The sequence below is a fragment of the Acidovorax sp. Leaf191 genome, assembly GCF_001424425.1.
GTDB lineage: Bacteria > Pseudomonadota > Gammaproteobacteria > Burkholderiales > Burkholderiaceae_C > Acidovorax.
On sequence record NZ_LMPT01000001.1, the window covers coordinates 658,171 to 673,148 of the forward strand.

A 14,978-nucleotide genomic window follows, 5' to 3' on the forward strand; every position below is an offset into this window, starting at 1 on the left:
GACGACGGAAAAGGGTTGCGCGGTGTGCGTGGAATGCTCGGATTGGCGGGCGTATCAGCCGCCCAGCCAGCGCATGGGCACGGTGACGAGCGACGGGAACAGCACCATGAGGAACATCACGATGAACTGCGCCAGCATGAACGGCATGACGCCGCGCGTGACCTGGCCCATCGAGATGCGGCCCACGCCGGCCACCACGTTGAGCACGGTGCCCACGGGCGGCGTGATGAGGCCGATGGAGTTGTTGATGATGAACAGCACGCCGAAGTACACGGGGTCGATGCCTGCGGCCTTGACCACCGGCATGAGCACGGGCGTCATGATGAGGATGGTGGGCGTCATGTCCATGGCCGTGCCGACCACCATCACGAGCACCATGATGGCGATCAGCAGCAGCGTGGGGTTGCCCATGAAGGGCTCCAGCATGCCGATGACCTTGGCAGGCAGGTCTGCCACGGTGATGAGCCAGGCCGACACCATGGCCGCAGCCACCAGGAACATGATCACGGCGCTGGTGCGGGCCGCCGTCTTGAAGATGACGATGAGCTGGCGCCAGGAGAGTTCGCGGTACACCACCATCGAGACGACGAGCGCGTACATCGCGGCCACCACGGCGGCCTCGGTGGGGGTGAACACGCCCATGCGCAGGCCCACCAGGATGATGATCGGCAGGCCCAGCGCCCAGCCAGCCTCGCGCAGGGCGACCTTCAGTTCAGCCCGCGTGGCGCGCGGCGGCGGGGTGACGTGTTCGCGTCGGCCCACCCACCACCAGGTGAAGGCCAGCGACAGTGCCAGCAACAGGCCCGGGAAGATGCCCGCGAGGAACAGCTTGCTGATGGACACGTTGGCGGCCACGCCGAAGATCACGAAGCCGATGGACGGCGGGATGATGGGGCCGATGACGCCGGCCGAGGCGATGAGGCCCGCAGAGCGCTCCTTGCTGTGGCCTGCGACCACCATCATCGGCAGCAGCAGCGAGGTCAGCGCCGCCGCGTCGGCCACGGCCGAGCCCGACACGGCCGACAAAATCACGGCGGCCATGATGACCACGTAGCCCAGGCCGCCCGGGATGTGGCCGACCAGGGCCAGCGCGAGCTTGACGATGCGGCGCGACAGGCCGCCCACGTTCATGATCTCGCCGGCCAGCATGAAGAACGGCACGGCCAGCAGCGGAAAGCTGTCGGCACCGTTGATCACGTTCTGCGCCAGGATCTGGGCATCGAACAGGTCCAGGTGCCACATCAGCGCCACGCCGCTGAGCAGCAGCGCATACGCAATGGGGATGCCGATGGCCATGGCCACCAGCAGAGAGCCGAGGAAGATTGCGACGGTCATGGAAAGAGTGCTCCGGGCGGTTTGTTCTCAGGGCGTGAACACGTATTCAGGGCTTGCCCGAGCCCGGCGCGCTGCGGCCGTCCAGGCTCTGCGCCATGGCAGCGGCATCGGCTTGCTGTACGTCGCGCTGGATCTGCTCGAGCGCGGCGGCTTCTTCGCTTTCCTGCACCATGACCAGTTCGCGGTCGGTCAGCGGCAGGAACAGCGTGCGCAGCAGGTCGCGCAGCAGGATGGCAATCGCCGAGGCGCCCATGAGCACGCCGCTGGCGTAGAAGATGCCCACCGACGCGCCGGTGACCGGGGCCTCGGTCTCCCAGTTGATGACCGTCTGCGCCCAGCTGCCCGTGAGCAGCAGCCACGATACGTAGATCATGGCCACCTGGGCCAGCACGAGGCAGATCTTCTTGCCCAGGCGCGGCAGCCGGGCCACCATCGCGTCCACGCCCAGGTGGCCGTGTTCGCGCAGCGCCACCACGGCGCCCATGAAGGTCAGCCAGACGAAGAGCCAGCGCGACAGCTCCTCGGACACGGTGATGCCCGAGTTGAAGGTGTAGCGCAGCACCACGTTGCCGAAGACGAGCACCACCATGATGGCCAGGCACAGGCCGGAGAGGGCGTCGAGGGCGCGGGTGTAGCCCCGCAGAACGCGGTCGGCCAGTGCAAACATGGTGTCTCCATTCTTGTCGTTGATGCGCTGGAAATTATTTTGTACGAACTGGTTAGTATTTGATCTAGGTGCAAACCCTGGACCGGGGAGTGCGATAAAGAATGAGGAACGGGAACGGGAACGGGAACGGGAACGGGAACGGGAACGGGAACCGAGGGCGGGGGCAGCCTGAGCGGGCCGCACGGCCTGCGCAACCGCCGCCACGCCGCGCCGGGAGCGTCCCCCCGCGGGGATGGCGCGCAGCGCCTCAGGGGGGCTTACTTCACGAAGCGCACGATCATCTCGATGATCGAATCGCGGCGCGCCGCCGTGGCGTCGGCGGAGTCCAGCGAGCGCTTGAAGATCGCGCCGAAGGTGTGGCGGTTGGCCACGTTGAAGAAGCACAGCGCCGAGATGGACATGTGCAGGTCCAGCGGGTCCACGCCCGGGCGGAACACGCCGCTGGCCACGCCGCGCTGGTAGACGTCCCGCACCGCGTGGATCACCGGGATGTTGAGCTCCTGGATGGTGGTGGAGCGGCTGATGAACTCGCCCCGGTGCATGTTCTCGTTCATCACCAGGCGGATGAAGTCGGGGTTGGCCAGCTGGTAGTCGACCGTGAAACCCACCAGCGTGCGCAGGGCTTCCTCAGGTGCCAGGTCTTCGAGGTGCAGCTCCGCCTCGATGCGCCGGATGCGGCGGTAGGCGTCTTCCAGCACCGCCACGTACAAGCCTTCCTTGCTACCGAAGTAGTAGTAGATCATGCGCTTGCTGGTGCTGGTGAGCGCCGCGATCTCGTCGATGCGGGCGCCGGCCAGCCCCTTGTCCGCGAACTCCGCCGTGGCCACCTGCAGGATGTTAGCCATGGTGCGGTCGGGGTCGTTCACGCGCACACGGTCGGCGCCGGGCGCGGCGGCGGCGTCGCGCGCCGCGCGCTGCCGGCCGGCACGGGTGGTGGCGGCGGCCTTGACGGTCTTGGCGGGCTTGTTCGGGTTTTGAACCATTTCGTTCATAAGCTTCGTAGCATACGGCACGCCATGGATACCCTCGGAGTGGCGCGGCCGCTGCGCCGGTGCCCGGCGGCGGCCCCCAACGCAGGCAGGCTCAGGACGGCCGGGTGTCCGCGAAGCTCGGGCGCAGCATGAGCTTGTCGAGCAGCTTGGCGAGGTTGGGGTACTCGCCGCGCCAGGCGATCTCGGGGAAGCGGAACTCGAGCCAGCCCAGGGCGCAGCCGACGGCGATGTCCGACAGGCTCAGGTGGATGCCGCTGCAAAACGGCTTGTCGCCCAGGCCCTGGCTCATGGACTTCAAGCTGTCGTTCACCTTGCGCAGCTGGCGGTCGATCCAGGCCTGGCTGCGCTCGCTGTCCTTGCGGTGGGCCCAGGTGGCTTCTAGGCGCGCCAGGATGGCGGCGTCCACCAGGCCATCGGCCAGGGCTTCCCAGGTCTTGACCTCGGCGCGCTCGCGGCCCTGGCTGGGGATGAGCTTGCCCACGGGCGAGAGGGTGTCGAGGTACTCCACGATCACGCGGGAGTCGAAGACGGCTTCTCCGCCTTCCATGACCAGGCAGGGCACCTTGCCCAGCGGGTTGGAGGTGGCAATGGTGGTGTCGTCCGCCCAGACGTTCTCTTGCACGAACTGGTAGTCGAGCTTTTTTTCCGCCATCACGACGCGCACCTTGCGGACATAAGGGCTGGCAGTGGCTCCGATCAATTTCATGGTGTGGCTTCCAGTGCGCGGTAGTCTGAACAATCGAGTTTGATTCTATCGGCTGCGACTTGGCACCATCGCCGGGCGGGCGGCAGGTGTGGCAAAGCCGTGACACTGGCCCAACACCTACAATGGCGCGCCATGAGCCTGTCCACCATCACCGCCCTGTCGCCGCTTGACGGCCGTTACGCCAGCAAACTTGCCGCCCTGCGCCCGATCATGAGCGAGCACGGCTACATGCACCGCCGTGTGCAGGTGGAGGTGGCCTGGTTCATCGCCCTGTCCGACGCGGGCTTTGCCGAGTTCAAGCCCCTGACCACCGGCGCTCGCGCCTACCTGCTGGGCCTGATCAAGAACTTCTCCGAAGCCGACGCCGCGGCGATCAAGGAGATCGAGAAAACCACCAACCACGACGTGAAGGCCGTGGAGTACTGGATCAAGAGCAAGTTCGAAGCGCGCCCAGAACTGGAGAAAGCCTCCGAGTTCGTGCACTTCGCCTGCACCAGCGAAGACATCAACAACACCAGCCACGCGCTGCAGCTGCGCTCGGGCCGCGACCAGGTCGTGCTGCCGGGCCTGGACCGCATTGTGCTCAAGCTGCGCGAGATGTCGCACGCCTACGCCGACGTGCCCATGCTGAGCCGCACACACGGCCAGACGGCCAGCCCCACCACGGTGGGCAAGGAGATGGCCAACGTGGTCATGCGCCTGCAGGCCGCCAGCGAGCGCATCGCCAGCGTCAAGATCATGGGCAAGATGAACGGCGCCGTGGGCAACTACAACGCCCACCTGTCCGCCTGGCCCGATTTCGACTGGGAAGCCTTCAGCAAGAAGGTCATCGAGACCCCCGAGCCGCTGGGCCTGGGCCTGACCTTCCAGCCGTACTCCATCCAGATCGAGCCGCACGACTACATGGCCGAGCTGTTCGACGCCGTGGCGCGCGCCAACACCATCCTGATCGACCTGTCGCGCGACATCTGGGGCTATGTGAGCCTGGGCTACTTCAAGCAGCGCCTGAAGGCCGGCGAGATCGGCTCGAGCACCATGCCGCACAAGGTCAACCCCATCGACTTCGAGAACGCCGAAGGCAACCTGGGCCTGGCCAACGCGCTGCTGCGCCACCTGTCGGAAAAGCTGCCGATCAGCCGCTGGCAGCGCGACCTGACCGACAGCACGGTGCTGCGCAACATGGGCGTGGCCCTGGGCTATGCGGCGCTGGCGTACGCCTCGCTGCTGGCGGGCCTGAACAAGCTCGAGTTGAACGAAGAAAACCTGGCCGACGACCTCGACGCGGCCTGGGAAGTGCTGGCCGAGCCCATCCAGACGGTGATGCGCCGCTTTGGGGTGCAGGGCGCGTATGAAAAGCTCAAGGAAGTCACGCGCGGCAAGACGGTGACGGCCGAGGCGCTGCACGGCCTGATCCGTTCGCTGGAGATTCCCGAGGCGGAGAAGGAACGCCTGCTGGCCATGACGCCGGGCAGCTACACGGGCAAGGCGGCGGAGCTGGCCCGGAGGGTGTAGCCCCCTGCGGCGCTTTGCGCCTTCCCCCGCAGGGGGACGCACCCTGTGGCCTGGCGGAGCCAGTTCCACGCTGCGCTGGTTTGGGCAGTGTGCATAAGTGGCAGCTGCCGAGTCGCGGTGCGCATCTGTTTTTTCAAGCCTTTTTGGCCTCCACCGCTTGATAGGTAAGCGGCGGAAGCTATGACATTTATAGCAAGGCCCCATGGCAATCAAATCCACGATCTTCAAGGCGCATCTCTCGATCGCCGACATCGACCACGGCTACTACGCCGACCACGCGCTCACCCTGGCCCGCCACCCCAGCGAAACCGACGAGCGCATGATGATCCGTCTGGTGGCCCTGGCCATCCAGGCCCACCAGCTCAACGACCTGTGCAAGGGCGACGGCACGCTGACCTTCGGCGCGGGGCTGTCCGACCCGGACGATCCCGATGCATCGCTGACCGACTTCACGGGCCGCAAGCGCGTGTGGATCGAAGTGGGCCAGCCGGAAGACAAGCCGCTCACCAAGGCCTGCAGCAAGTCCGACGCGGTGATCGTCTACTGCTTTCACCATGCGGCCGAGGTGTGGTGGCGGGGCATCGAGACCAAGCTGTCTCGCCTGGAAAAACTGCAGGTCTGGCGCATACCCACCGAGGCATCCCAGGCGCTGGCCCAGTTGGCCGAGCGCAGCATGCAGCTGCAGGCCACGGTGCAGGAGGGCGCGATCACCCTGAGCAGCAACCAGGGCAGCGTGCACGTGGAGCCCGTGCGCTGGAAGTGATGCCGGATTCCAGGATTCAGCGTTCAGTAGTAGGGAAAAAGGCAGCTACCGCATGATAGGCGGGCGCTGGCCGCTATTAATTTGATAGTAATTGCATCGCATCGCATCGCATCGCATCGCATTCAGCTGCGCTGAATTGCTTCGCTGTGGCGGTGCCGGTCATTCGCGCGGCATGAGCGCGCCGCATTGCCAGCACTGCTCGAAACCGCCCTCCACCATCTCGCCACAGCGGCAGTCCCAGCGGCGCTGGGGCAGCTCCTCCAGTGCCTGGAGCAGACTGCGGGCAGGGGTGGCGTGTCCGTCGTACTCCAGCCAGATCTCGGGCAGGCACTGGTCGGGCGGCAGGTGACCCGCTGCGGCGCCCAGGTACTGGCGCTGTACCGACGCCGCCATGCCCGCCTCGCACAGCAGGTCTGCCCAGAGCGTGGCAATCGCGATGTTCGGGGCTTGGGTCAGGCGCAGCATGGGCCCACCATAGCGGTTTGCTCCCGTGGCGTACAGCCCTGCGGCCTCTTCCGTTGCCCCTGCCGCTCCTGTTCCCCTGCGTGTTGCACGTTCAGCGGGTCGTGCAGGACTGACAGCCAGGGTGACAGCAGCCGACCGCCAGCCTTCTTCAGGAGGCGGCCTCGGCAGCAGCAGCGGACCGGGTTGACGCGCCTTCGGCCGCACGCTCCGCGTACCGGTTGAAGCGCCAGGCCGAGTGCTCCAGCGTGATGCGCCGCCACACTACGCGCTTTTGCGCCGGCGTGAATGCGGGCCAGAACTGCACTTCGTCAAACGTGCGCCCGCAACCTTTGCACAGGTCATCGCCCTGGCTGGTGGAGCAGATGGCAATGCACGGCGTATCGGGCGTGGTGTCGTACCAGGCCTGCCATGCGGCCTGGGCCTCGGTGGTCACGGCCGCTTCGTCGACCTCGTCCTCGCGCCGGAACACCATGAGCGCGTACAGCTCGCCCAGGGCGCGGATCTCCGGCGCCAGACTCACGCCATCGGGCGACGGGCGGCACCTCCGCCAATGGTTGATCGCAGCTTCGATGTCGGTGATGTGGAGAACGGCCATGGAGAAAGATCAGAAGGGGCTGGATCATAGCTGCCCGCCCCCGGGCCTCCTGCCAGCGGTGTTATTTGCCTGCCGCGGGCGCACTGGCAGAGATTCCGGGGTACCGCTGTACGCATTAACCACAACGAGCCGCCCTTGCGCGCAAGCGCTGGCGATGTTCCAATCGCAGCTTCGAAGGGGAGTAGCTCCCGACTTGCCACCCGGCACGGCCAGACACCTGGTCCTGGGGGTGGCGAGGCATCGGAACCGTCGTCAGTACGAAGCGCGCACCGCGCTTCCGGCGGTCCGGGCCAGGCGCACTCACCATGCTCCGGGCTGAGCAAGACCTTTGATGGGCCCTGCACAGGGCTGATCAAGGCCGTCCTTCGCATATCCATGCCCTTCTCGGGCGCGCCCTTGATCCTCTCATCGCAGGCCCTCTATCCCTTGGACGGACTCGGCGCTACAGTGGCACCGGGATCCTCCTTTCGCGCGCATTGATACAGAGGAATTTATGGACTTTTTGGCTTCGCCCGAATTCTGGATCGCCCTGGGGCAGATCATCATCATCGACATCCTGCTCGGGGGCGACAACGCGGTGGTCATTGCGCTGGCCTGCCGCAAGCTGCCGCCCGCCCAGCGCACCAAGGGCATCATCTGGGGCACCGCCGGTGCCATCATCCTGCGCGTGATCCTGATCGCCTTCGCGATGACACTGCTGGCGCTGCCGTTCCTCAAGTTCGTGGGCGCGCTGCTGCTGGTCTGGATCGGCATCAAGCTGCTGGCCCCCGATGAAGACGGCCACGGCGACGTGCAGGGCAGCGACAAGCTGCTGGCCGCCATCAAGACCATCATCGTGGCCGACCTGGTCATGAGCGTCGACAACGTCATCGCCATCGCCGGCGCCGCCCAGAATGCGGGCGAACACTCGTTCCTGCTCGTGGTGCTGGGCCTGCTCATCTCCATCCCGATCATCGTCTGGGGCAGCCAGCTGGTCATCAAGCTCATGGAGCGCTTCCCCCTGATCATCACGGCCGGCGGCATGCTGCTGGGCTGGATCGCTGGCGGCATGCTGGTCACTGACCCCGTGTTCGCCAACCCCGACAAGTGGCAGTGGATGGTCAAGCTGCCGCAGACGGACCTGATCCGCTATGGTGCGAGCGTGGCAGGTGCACTGCTCGTCCTGGCAGCCGGCAAGTTCGTCCTGTCGCGCCGCGCAGCCGCCGCGCCTGCCGAGCAGCAAGGCTGATCGCCAGGCGCTATCGGGCGCTCTTTGGAATCGACCCGGGGCCTGGGGGCATGTCGCCCTCCGGGCCTTTGGCTCTCAACAGGAGATGGTATGGACAGAGTCATCGTGTATGTGGACGACGCGGCATACGCCGAACAGGTGCTGGCGCCGTTGTTTGCCCGGGATGCCACGAAGCATACCCAGTGGGTGCTGGTCGCCTGCGCTCCCCGCATGACCCACCGCATCAGCAAATGGGTGAGCCACAGCGCGCGCGAGAACTGGCGCGCCAAGTGGGCCGACAAATTGTTCTCGCAGATCCTGCCCGCGCTGCGGGCGCCCGCGAGCAGCGTGACCACCGTGGTGGCCAAGGGCCCGCTGGTGGAGCTGACCGAGCAGCTGCAGGCAGCCCAGCCGTCCGCGGCCCAGGTGGTGGACGCCCGCCGGCCCAAGTCCGACACCCCCGAAGCGCAGGCCGCCGCAGGCCGCCGCTGGTCGTCGCCGCGGCCGGGCACGCTGCTGGGCAGCCTGCTCACCGGCTTTGGCGCCCTGTGGGTGCTGGCACTGGAGTAAAAAAAGTGCTGGACAGCCCGCTTCATGGCGCGGGTTGGCATGCTGAAAGGGCCCTCGCGGGCCCTTTTTCGTTGTGGCTGGCCGGTGCTATTCTTTGGCCATGAAACTTCTTCTCAAATGGCTGCTGAGCGCAGCGTCGCTGCTGTTCGTGGCCTACATCTACAGCGGGGTCGAGGTGAAAAGCTTCACGTCGGCCCTGATCGCGGCTTTCGTCATCGGGCTGTTCAACGTGGTCCTGCGGCCCGTGCTGGTGGTGCTGACCCTGCCGGTCACCGTCGTCACGCTGGGGCTCTTCCTGTTCGTCATCAACGCGCTGATGTTCTGGGCCGCCGCGGCCGTGCTGGACGGCTTCCACGTGCAGGGCTTTGCAGCCGCCCTCATCGGGTCGCTGATCTACACCGTCCTGGGTGTTCTGATCGAGTCAGCGCTCGGCGGCCTGTTCTCGAAGAAGTAGCTCCACCGCGCGCAGCCGCGTGTCGATGATGGACGCTTCGATGTGGTCCACCTGCGGCCCGCCGCGCCGTGCCAGATCCTGCCCGGCCTTGAACCGGTCCACCGCCGCCGCATAGTCATAGCGGGCGGCGTGGGCCTCGGCTTCGGCACGCACGGCGCGCAGCGGCTGGCCCTGTGCCTGCCAGCTCGACGCCAGCAACTGCCACACTGTGGCATCCCGGGGGTGCGTGGCCACCCAGGTCTGCAGCGCGCCCGTGCCCTCGGCAGCGCGCCCGAGCCGCAGCAGGGCCTGGGTGCGCAGGGCCAGGTCCGGGCGGCGTGGCGCGCCTTGCTCGGCGGGCAGCGCATTCAAAGCCGCGGCGGCGTCGCCCGCGGCCAGTTCGATTTCAGCGCTCAGCAAGCGGGCCAGCCGATGGGCAGCGGGGTCGTTGCGGGCCAGTTCGTCCAGCTTCCTGGCCGCCGAGCGCGCACCCTGCGCATCCCGCAGTTGGTTGCTGCCAAGGGCTGCCGCATACAGCACGGCAGCGCGGCGGTTGGCCGGCAGCGAGGCAAATCCCGTGCCCTGAGGCTCGGCCACCCACTGGCGCAGCGTGTCGACCCCGGGGTTGGACAGCACCCGCGCACGCGCTGCCACCATCGCGTGCTCCATCGTGCCCGCCGGCGCCGCTGTGGGCGCAGCCGCCGCGCCGGGCGGCATGCGCGAGTGCATGTCTGCCATGCGCTCGCTGGTCAGCGGATGGCTGCGCAGATAGGGCCAGGAACCGTTGTCGTTCAAGCGGTTGGCCTGCTGGAGCTTCTCGAACATGCTCACGAAACCCTGGGGCGCAAACCCGGCCGGCGCCATCAGTCCGTAGCCGATCCGGTCCGCCTCGCGCTCCATGTCGCGCGAGAAATTCAGCTGGTTCTGCATGGCCAGCGCCTGCCCGCCGACCACCAGGGCCTGCGTCGCGCCCGGGTTCTTGCTGGCCGCCAGCGCGCCAAGGATCATCGCCCCCAGGAGCAGGGGCGTCTGCTTGCTTTGCTGAGTGATCAGGCGGGAGATATGGCGCTGCGTGACATGGCTGAGCTCATGGGCCAGCACCGAAGCCAGCTCGTCGCGCGTGGTGACGACCCCGATGAGGCCCAGGTGGACCCCCAGGTAGCCGCCGGGCAGCGCAAACGCGTTCACTGTACGGTCGCGCCCGAGCAGAATCTCCCACGCAAAGCGCTCGTCCAGCTCCGGCGAGAGCTCGCCACGGGCTTTGGCAGCTGCCACCAGCGGCTGCCAGATGCCCTGGACATAGTCGCCCACCACGGGGTCGTCGATGTAGTCGGGGTCGCGGTAAAGCTCGCGGATAATGCGGTCACCCAGCCGGCGCTCTGCGCTGGTGGTGAGGTCGCTGGAGTCGCCGAGGGTGGGTAGGCCTGTCTGGGCGCCTGCAGGCGAAACGCTGGCGGCGGTGCCCAGCGCTATCAAAATAGAAGCTGCTAGTGACCTGCTGGCAAGCGCCAACGGCTTGAAAATCTTGAAGTCTTGCATCGAGAGGGTCGGCGGGCTGGGGCGCGTATCCCGCGCCCATGAGCGGTTCCACATGCATCGTATGATGCCCTGAACCACTGAATGTTTCGCCACGCGCGCCGTAACTATCGCAACACTCGAGATATGACCTCCCTGACCCACTTTGACGATCAAGGCCAAGCCCATATGGTGGATGTTGGCGCCAAGCCCGCCACGCACCGCATCGCGGTGGCATCGGGCCGTATCGAAATGCTGCCTGCCACTCTGGGACTCATTCAAGCAGGTACATCCAAGAAAGGGGATGTCCTTGGTGTGGCGCGAATTTCAGGTATACAAGCCGCCAAGAAGACCAGCGATCTCATTCCACTGTGCCATCAGGTGGCCTTGACCCGCGTTTCTATTGATTTCGAAACCGCCAATGCGCAACGACCAGAAGCAGTGGGCGTCATTTGTACGGCAACCGTGGAGACTATCAGTCCAACAGGTGTGGAAATGGAGGCACTTGTAGCGGTGCAGTTGGCGTTGCTCACTGTCTACGATATGTGCAAGGCTGTGGATCGGGGCATGTCGATACATGACGTACGGGTCATGAGCAAACATGGCGGAAAATCGGGGAGCTTTTCCGTAGTTTAGGTGCGTCGTATGTGTATGACGAAGCAATTCGAACGCTCGGTCAGAAGGGTTTAGTCTATTTCAGCCAGCTGGATGTGTCGAGCTGTCTTACTAATAGCCTATGGCTCCCAAAGCAAGAGCACTTCCCGTTTTGTCCTGTGCGGCGAATTATATTCTGCCTTGACAACTCGTTGTGTTGGGACTTTTGGCGTTTACTAAAAATATTGTAATTAAAAATTATTTAATCACCACGCGGTAGCCGAGAATGCGATTCAGACGGCGCGGTAGAGTATTTGAATTGCTTTCAAATAGCTCACATTACCATGAATCCGTCGCCAGGTAAAAATCCTATTATTTTTGCGGATTGGTCCAGGACCGCTATCCAGTCCTGTCTGTGATGGACCGGCAAGAATAAGCATTCATTGACACTTATTCCTGCCTTTTTTGCGATGGTTGATGCCTCATCCATGACGTCTGGATAATGGGTAAGGAATTTTGCCAACGGTTTGGCCTTGGCTAACACCTTGCTCTGATAGTCCCTGTCATAAGGTATGTAAAATTCAGGGCGTTGCGAGTAATCTCGGCCTCCTTGCAAAGAGTCGAACATTACCATCTGCTTCTCGGTAGAGTCTTTTGGCTCGCGAATTCCCACAACGATTGGTCGCCGAAACCACTCGGGGCGAATTTTTTCTGGTAACGCTGCAAGGGACGGCCCAACTTCATGGCCTTGGTATTCTGGTTGTCCAACAACGTTGAAGCGATCTATCTCGTGTACCAGAAAAAGCGGACGTGCCTGATAAACGGTGTGAATCCCATAGCCCAACGCAAGAAGCTGAATGGCTGTCACTAGGGCTATATCGGTAATTATTTCTCGGCGTGGCTTTTGGGGGTTGAATATGACCAGTGTCAAAATGGGGCCGCATATCAGATCTGCAGTGATCAATATTGCAAAAAGACCCAGTCCGCCAGATAGCAGGCCGTATGGGTGCGGGTACCACATCAGAAACACTAGCGCAGCTATCGATCCCGCAATCACCGATGAGAATAACAAGTGTATCAGCGAAGCTTGAGCGGCTGCCCGCACTCGGGAATAAAATGACATATTCTGAGGTTTGAGGATCAATACTCTTGTTGGTATTTCTCTGGCTGTGCTGTTGATATTTGCAATGCCATTATTTTAATCAATTTCCCCAAACTGAGCAAATGTCAGTTCCCCGACAAGCTGGAGCAATAGGTGGATGCAAAATCGGCGCTGGGAGATGACTTTAGCGGCAAGACGCTGGTACATATTTGGCTTGCACAGTTCCTAACGCAGCGCTACCCATCCCTTGGCTTTGGGCTGTGGCTTTGGTGCTCGATGTACAGGCCCAATCGATCGATGTTGCCGTTCCAGCGGCTTGAGCTGTAGCCAAAGTAATCGCAGCCCCCGCTGCGTTCCGAGCGTAAGGTGATAGAAGAATGGTATTTTGACCCGCACCGACCCCCACAGTCACCCGGTTCATCGTAACAGTGATGACGCCGGTAGGAGGATTGCTCACATTGAGCAACACGGAGGCTACATACTTACTATTGGCACCAGTCCCGCCGGCCTGAGAGTTCCACGACGCTGAAGCTTGGGTCAAAGTGTCCACATTACCTACGCCGTCAGCCGCGACAACCAGCTTCGCACTGTCTGCCAAGAGAAGGCCTTCCACGATTCTCGTGCGAATAATGTAATCTTGGTAGGCTGGTAAAGCAACAGCAGAGAGTACTCCGATAATGGCCACAACCACCATCAGCTCGATCAGTGTGAAACCGTTATTTAATCGTGACATACTTGTTGCCGAGCGGCCGGTGAGGTTTTTCAGAAAATCTGCCTGAAACAATTGAATCTTCAAGATAAAAAGAGCGCAAAAGCGCTCTTTTTATGGGTCGTTAAAAACGAATTAACGGCAAGAAGCGGGGGCGTACTTGGCCAGCAGCGTTCCGGCTGCTGCACCTGGCATGTTGCCACCGGTAGTCGCATTGGTTGCTGCCAAAGCGGTGGTAGCACCGCAAGCCCAGTCGATCGAACCGGTCACAGCTGGGGTGGAGGTCAGAGCGGTTGCCAAGGGGACGCCAGCGCTGGCTGCGGTAGCGGAACCTGCGGCGGAGCGGACATAAGGAGAAAGAAGGATCGTTCCCGTAGCGCCCAGCGTAGCCGGAATAAAGGTCACGGTAATGACGCCAGTAGCAGGAGCGATAAGTACGCTGCTAACGTACTTGCTGTTAGCGCCAGTTCCGCCGGCCTTAGCATTCCACGTAGTAGCAACGCGGTCAAGATCACCGACCGAAGCGGAACCGTCAACTGCGACTTCCTTCTTGGCGCTATCTGCCAGGCCCAGACCTTCCGTCACGCGAGCGCGGATGGTGTAGTCTTGATAAGCTGGCAAGGCCACTGCGGCCAAAATACCAATGATCGCCACAACGATCATCAATTCAATCAGGGTAAAACCCTTTTGCAGAGTACGCTTCATATAAAACTCCTTGGAGGTCCGTTGCATTAACAACCTGCAGAAGGATTCTTCAGGTCTGCCATGACTACAGCACTTCTCGTGCCAACCTGCGCTAGCGCCGCATGCTTTGAGACACGTAGGTAGTGACACGGTTGGCGGCCGGGCGGGTGACATTTTTGTGCGATCACTACTGTCACTAAGTGCGTTTTCGGTAGCATCTTGTGTGCACTATGAGCATGCTATGGCGGTCAAGGCTTGTTAAGTGAAGCAGGTGCTTGTGCATCATCTACCCCGCGCGGTGTCCCCGGCCCGCCTTGGCTGTCTTACACGTTGAATTCCTGTCCTGCCTGTAGCCAATGAATGCTCAGCGGAGGTAGCCCCTGTGTAGAGGCGTCGGGGAACGCTTGGGCATACAGCTCGCATATTTCGCTCATGATCAGGTCAGTTTGCGCTGGTTTTGTATGCGTGATGTAAACCCGGCCCCCAGGCTGATTAAAAGATTGCAGTTCCGCCAAGAGGGTTCTCGGTGACAGATGCAGGCTCCGTTGAGCAAGGGTGCTTTCCCGGTCACTGAATGCCGTCTCTATGATCAACATAGCCACCGGCAACTGTTTCACCCGCTCCCAGAACATGGGATTTCTCTCCGTGTCGCCACTGAAAACCCACCAACCTGTCGCGCCCTTCACCGCGTACCCGACCGCCGCCACAGTGTGAAAGGCCGGCAGTGCTTCCACCACCAGCCCTGCAGCTTCACGTGGTTCACCCTGTTGCATAGGGGTGAAACGCAGGAATGGCTGGGCTAGCGAGGGAATGCGCTCGAAGTCCGGCCAGATGACGTCATTGAAGATGTGGGTTCGAAGCGCCTCGATCGTTTCAGGTAGTGCATGAATTTCCACATGCGTATGCCGCAGTGAGGACACTGCATCAAGCATGAGAGGAAGTGCAGCAATGTGGTCCAAATGCGAATGCGTGAGAAACACATGATCAATCTTGCACATTTCCTCTAACGTCAGGTCGCCAACACCTGTTCCCGCGTCGATCAGCACACTTTCATCCAGAAGAAACGACGTGGTCCTGCAATCCTTGGCAATGGCTCCAGAGCAACCCAGTACACGAACCTTCATGGGCC

At 62.8% G+C, this 14,978-nt stretch carries 17 protein-coding genes; 6 read left to right on the forward strand and 11 right to left on the reverse strand.

Annotated elements, in window-relative coordinates; translation table 11 throughout:
• Positions 1-54: 54 nt before the first annotated feature.
• The 4 genes from ASG27_RS02850 to ASG27_RS02865 form a co-directional block, all read right to left on the reverse strand.
• Positions 55-1,335 carry a TRAP transporter large permease gene (locus ASG27_RS02850; protein ID WP_056411165.1) on the reverse strand — a complete coding sequence of 427 codons (1,281 nt, stop codon included), beginning with the start codon at positions 1,333-1,335 and terminating at the stop codon, positions 55-57.
• 46 nt (positions 1,336-1,381) lie between these two features.
• A complete protein-coding gene (locus tag ASG27_RS02855; protein WP_056411168.1) occupies positions 1,382-2,002 on the reverse strand; it encodes a TRAP transporter small permease in 621 nt (206 codons plus the stop codon).
• A 257-nt stretch (positions 2,003-2,259) separates the two neighbouring features.
• Positions 2,260-2,994 (reverse strand): TetR/AcrR family transcriptional regulator, encoded by a 735-nt coding sequence (locus tag ASG27_RS02860; protein ID WP_056411169.1) that lies wholly within the window; start codon positions 2,992-2,994, stop codon positions 2,260-2,262.
• A gap of 91 nt (positions 2,995-3,085) precedes the next feature.
• Positions 3,086-3,700 (reverse strand): glutathione S-transferase N-terminal domain-containing protein, encoded by a 615-nt coding sequence (locus ASG27_RS02865; protein ID WP_056411170.1) that lies wholly within the window; start codon positions 3,698-3,700, stop codon positions 3,086-3,088.
• A 132-nt stretch (positions 3,701-3,832) separates the two neighbouring features.
• Between ASG27_RS02865 and purB the strand changes: the two genes are divergently transcribed.
• Together purB and ASG27_RS02875 are read left to right on the forward strand one after the other, a co-directional pair.
• Positions 3,833-5,212 carry an adenylosuccinate lyase gene (gene purB / locus ASG27_RS02870; RefSeq protein ID WP_056411172.1) on the forward strand — a complete coding sequence of 460 codons (1,380 nt, stop codon included), beginning with the start codon at positions 3,833-3,835 and terminating at the stop codon, positions 5,210-5,212.
• A gap of 202 nt (positions 5,213-5,414) precedes the next feature.
• Positions 5,415-5,975, forward strand: a complete 561-nt coding sequence (locus ASG27_RS02875; protein ID WP_056411174.1) for a YaeQ family protein — start codon at positions 5,415-5,417, stop codon at positions 5,973-5,975.
• A gap of 159 nt (positions 5,976-6,134) precedes the next feature.
• On the opposite strand, the gene ASG27_RS02880 is transcribed toward ASG27_RS02875, so the two are convergent.
• Positions 6,135-6,440: a hypothetical protein gene (locus tag ASG27_RS02880; RefSeq protein WP_056411176.1), complete on the reverse strand. Its 306-nt coding sequence runs from the start codon at positions 6,438-6,440 to the stop codon at positions 6,135-6,137.
• Positions 6,441-6,588: 148 nt separating this feature from the next.
• Positions 6,589-7,035: a DUF3717 domain-containing protein gene (locus tag ASG27_RS02885; RefSeq protein ID WP_056411177.1), complete on the reverse strand. Its 447-nt coding sequence runs from the start codon at positions 7,033-7,035 to the stop codon at positions 6,589-6,591.
• A 493-nt stretch (positions 7,036-7,528) separates the two neighbouring features.
• Here ASG27_RS02885 and ASG27_RS02890 point away from each other — a divergent pair, with 493 nt between their 5' ends.
• The 3 genes from ASG27_RS02890 to ASG27_RS02900 all read left to right on the forward strand — a co-directional run bounded on the left by ASG27_RS02890 (position 7,529) and on the right by ASG27_RS02900 (position 9,266).
• Positions 7,529-8,263: a TerC family protein gene (locus ASG27_RS02890; RefSeq protein WP_056411178.1), complete on the forward strand. Its 735-nt coding sequence runs from the start codon at positions 7,529-7,531 to the stop codon at positions 8,261-8,263.
• A 90-nt stretch (positions 8,264-8,353) separates the two neighbouring features.
• The gene (locus ASG27_RS02895) at positions 8,354-8,812 is read left to right on the forward strand and encodes a hypothetical protein (RefSeq protein WP_056411179.1); all 459 of its coding nucleotides are present in this window, start codon (positions 8,354-8,356) and stop codon (positions 8,810-8,812) included.
• Between the two features lie 100 nt (positions 8,813-8,912).
• Positions 8,913-9,266, forward strand: coding sequence for a phage holin family protein (locus ASG27_RS02900; protein ID WP_056411181.1), 354 nt, complete (start codon positions 8,913-8,915; stop codon positions 9,264-9,266).
• Here ASG27_RS02900 and ASG27_RS02905 read toward each other — a convergent pair.
• Complete coding sequence (locus tag ASG27_RS02905) at positions 9,234-10,784, reverse strand: M48 family metalloprotease (protein WP_056411183.1); 1,551 nt, start codon at positions 10,782-10,784, stop codon at positions 9,234-9,236. The genes ASG27_RS02900 and ASG27_RS02905 overlap by 33 nt on opposite strands.
• 123 nt (positions 10,785-10,907) lie before the next feature.
• Between ASG27_RS02905 and moaC the strand changes: the two genes are divergently transcribed.
• The gene (moaC, locus tag ASG27_RS25700; protein WP_082485725.1) at positions 10,908-11,396 is read left to right on the forward strand and encodes a cyclic pyranopterin monophosphate synthase MoaC; all 489 of its coding nucleotides are present in this window, start codon (positions 10,908-10,910) and stop codon (positions 11,394-11,396) included.
• 292 nt (positions 11,397-11,688) lie between these two features.
• Here the strand turns inward: moaC and ASG27_RS26460 are convergent, their stop codons facing one another.
• The 4 genes from ASG27_RS26460 to ASG27_RS02910 form a co-directional block, all read right to left on the reverse strand.
• Positions 11,689-12,477, reverse strand: coding sequence for a pilus assembly protein (locus ASG27_RS26460; protein WP_156370421.1), 789 nt, complete (start codon positions 12,475-12,477; stop codon positions 11,689-11,691).
• Positions 12,478-12,640: 163 nt separating this feature from the next.
• Positions 12,641-13,252, reverse strand: a complete 612-nt coding sequence (locus ASG27_RS27835; protein WP_326938659.1) for a pilin — start codon at positions 13,250-13,252, stop codon at positions 12,641-12,643.
• Between the two features lie 48 nt (positions 13,253-13,300).
• Positions 13,301-13,870, reverse strand: a complete 570-nt coding sequence (locus ASG27_RS25710) for a pilin (RefSeq protein WP_082485749.1) — start codon at positions 13,868-13,870, stop codon at positions 13,301-13,303.
• A gap of 302 nt (positions 13,871-14,172) precedes the next feature.
• On the reverse strand, positions 14,173-14,973 hold the full coding sequence (locus ASG27_RS02910; RefSeq protein WP_056411185.1) for a 3',5'-cyclic-nucleotide phosphodiesterase: 801 nt from the start codon (positions 14,971-14,973) through the stop codon (positions 14,173-14,175).
• Positions 14,974-14,978 lie beyond the last annotated feature (5 nt).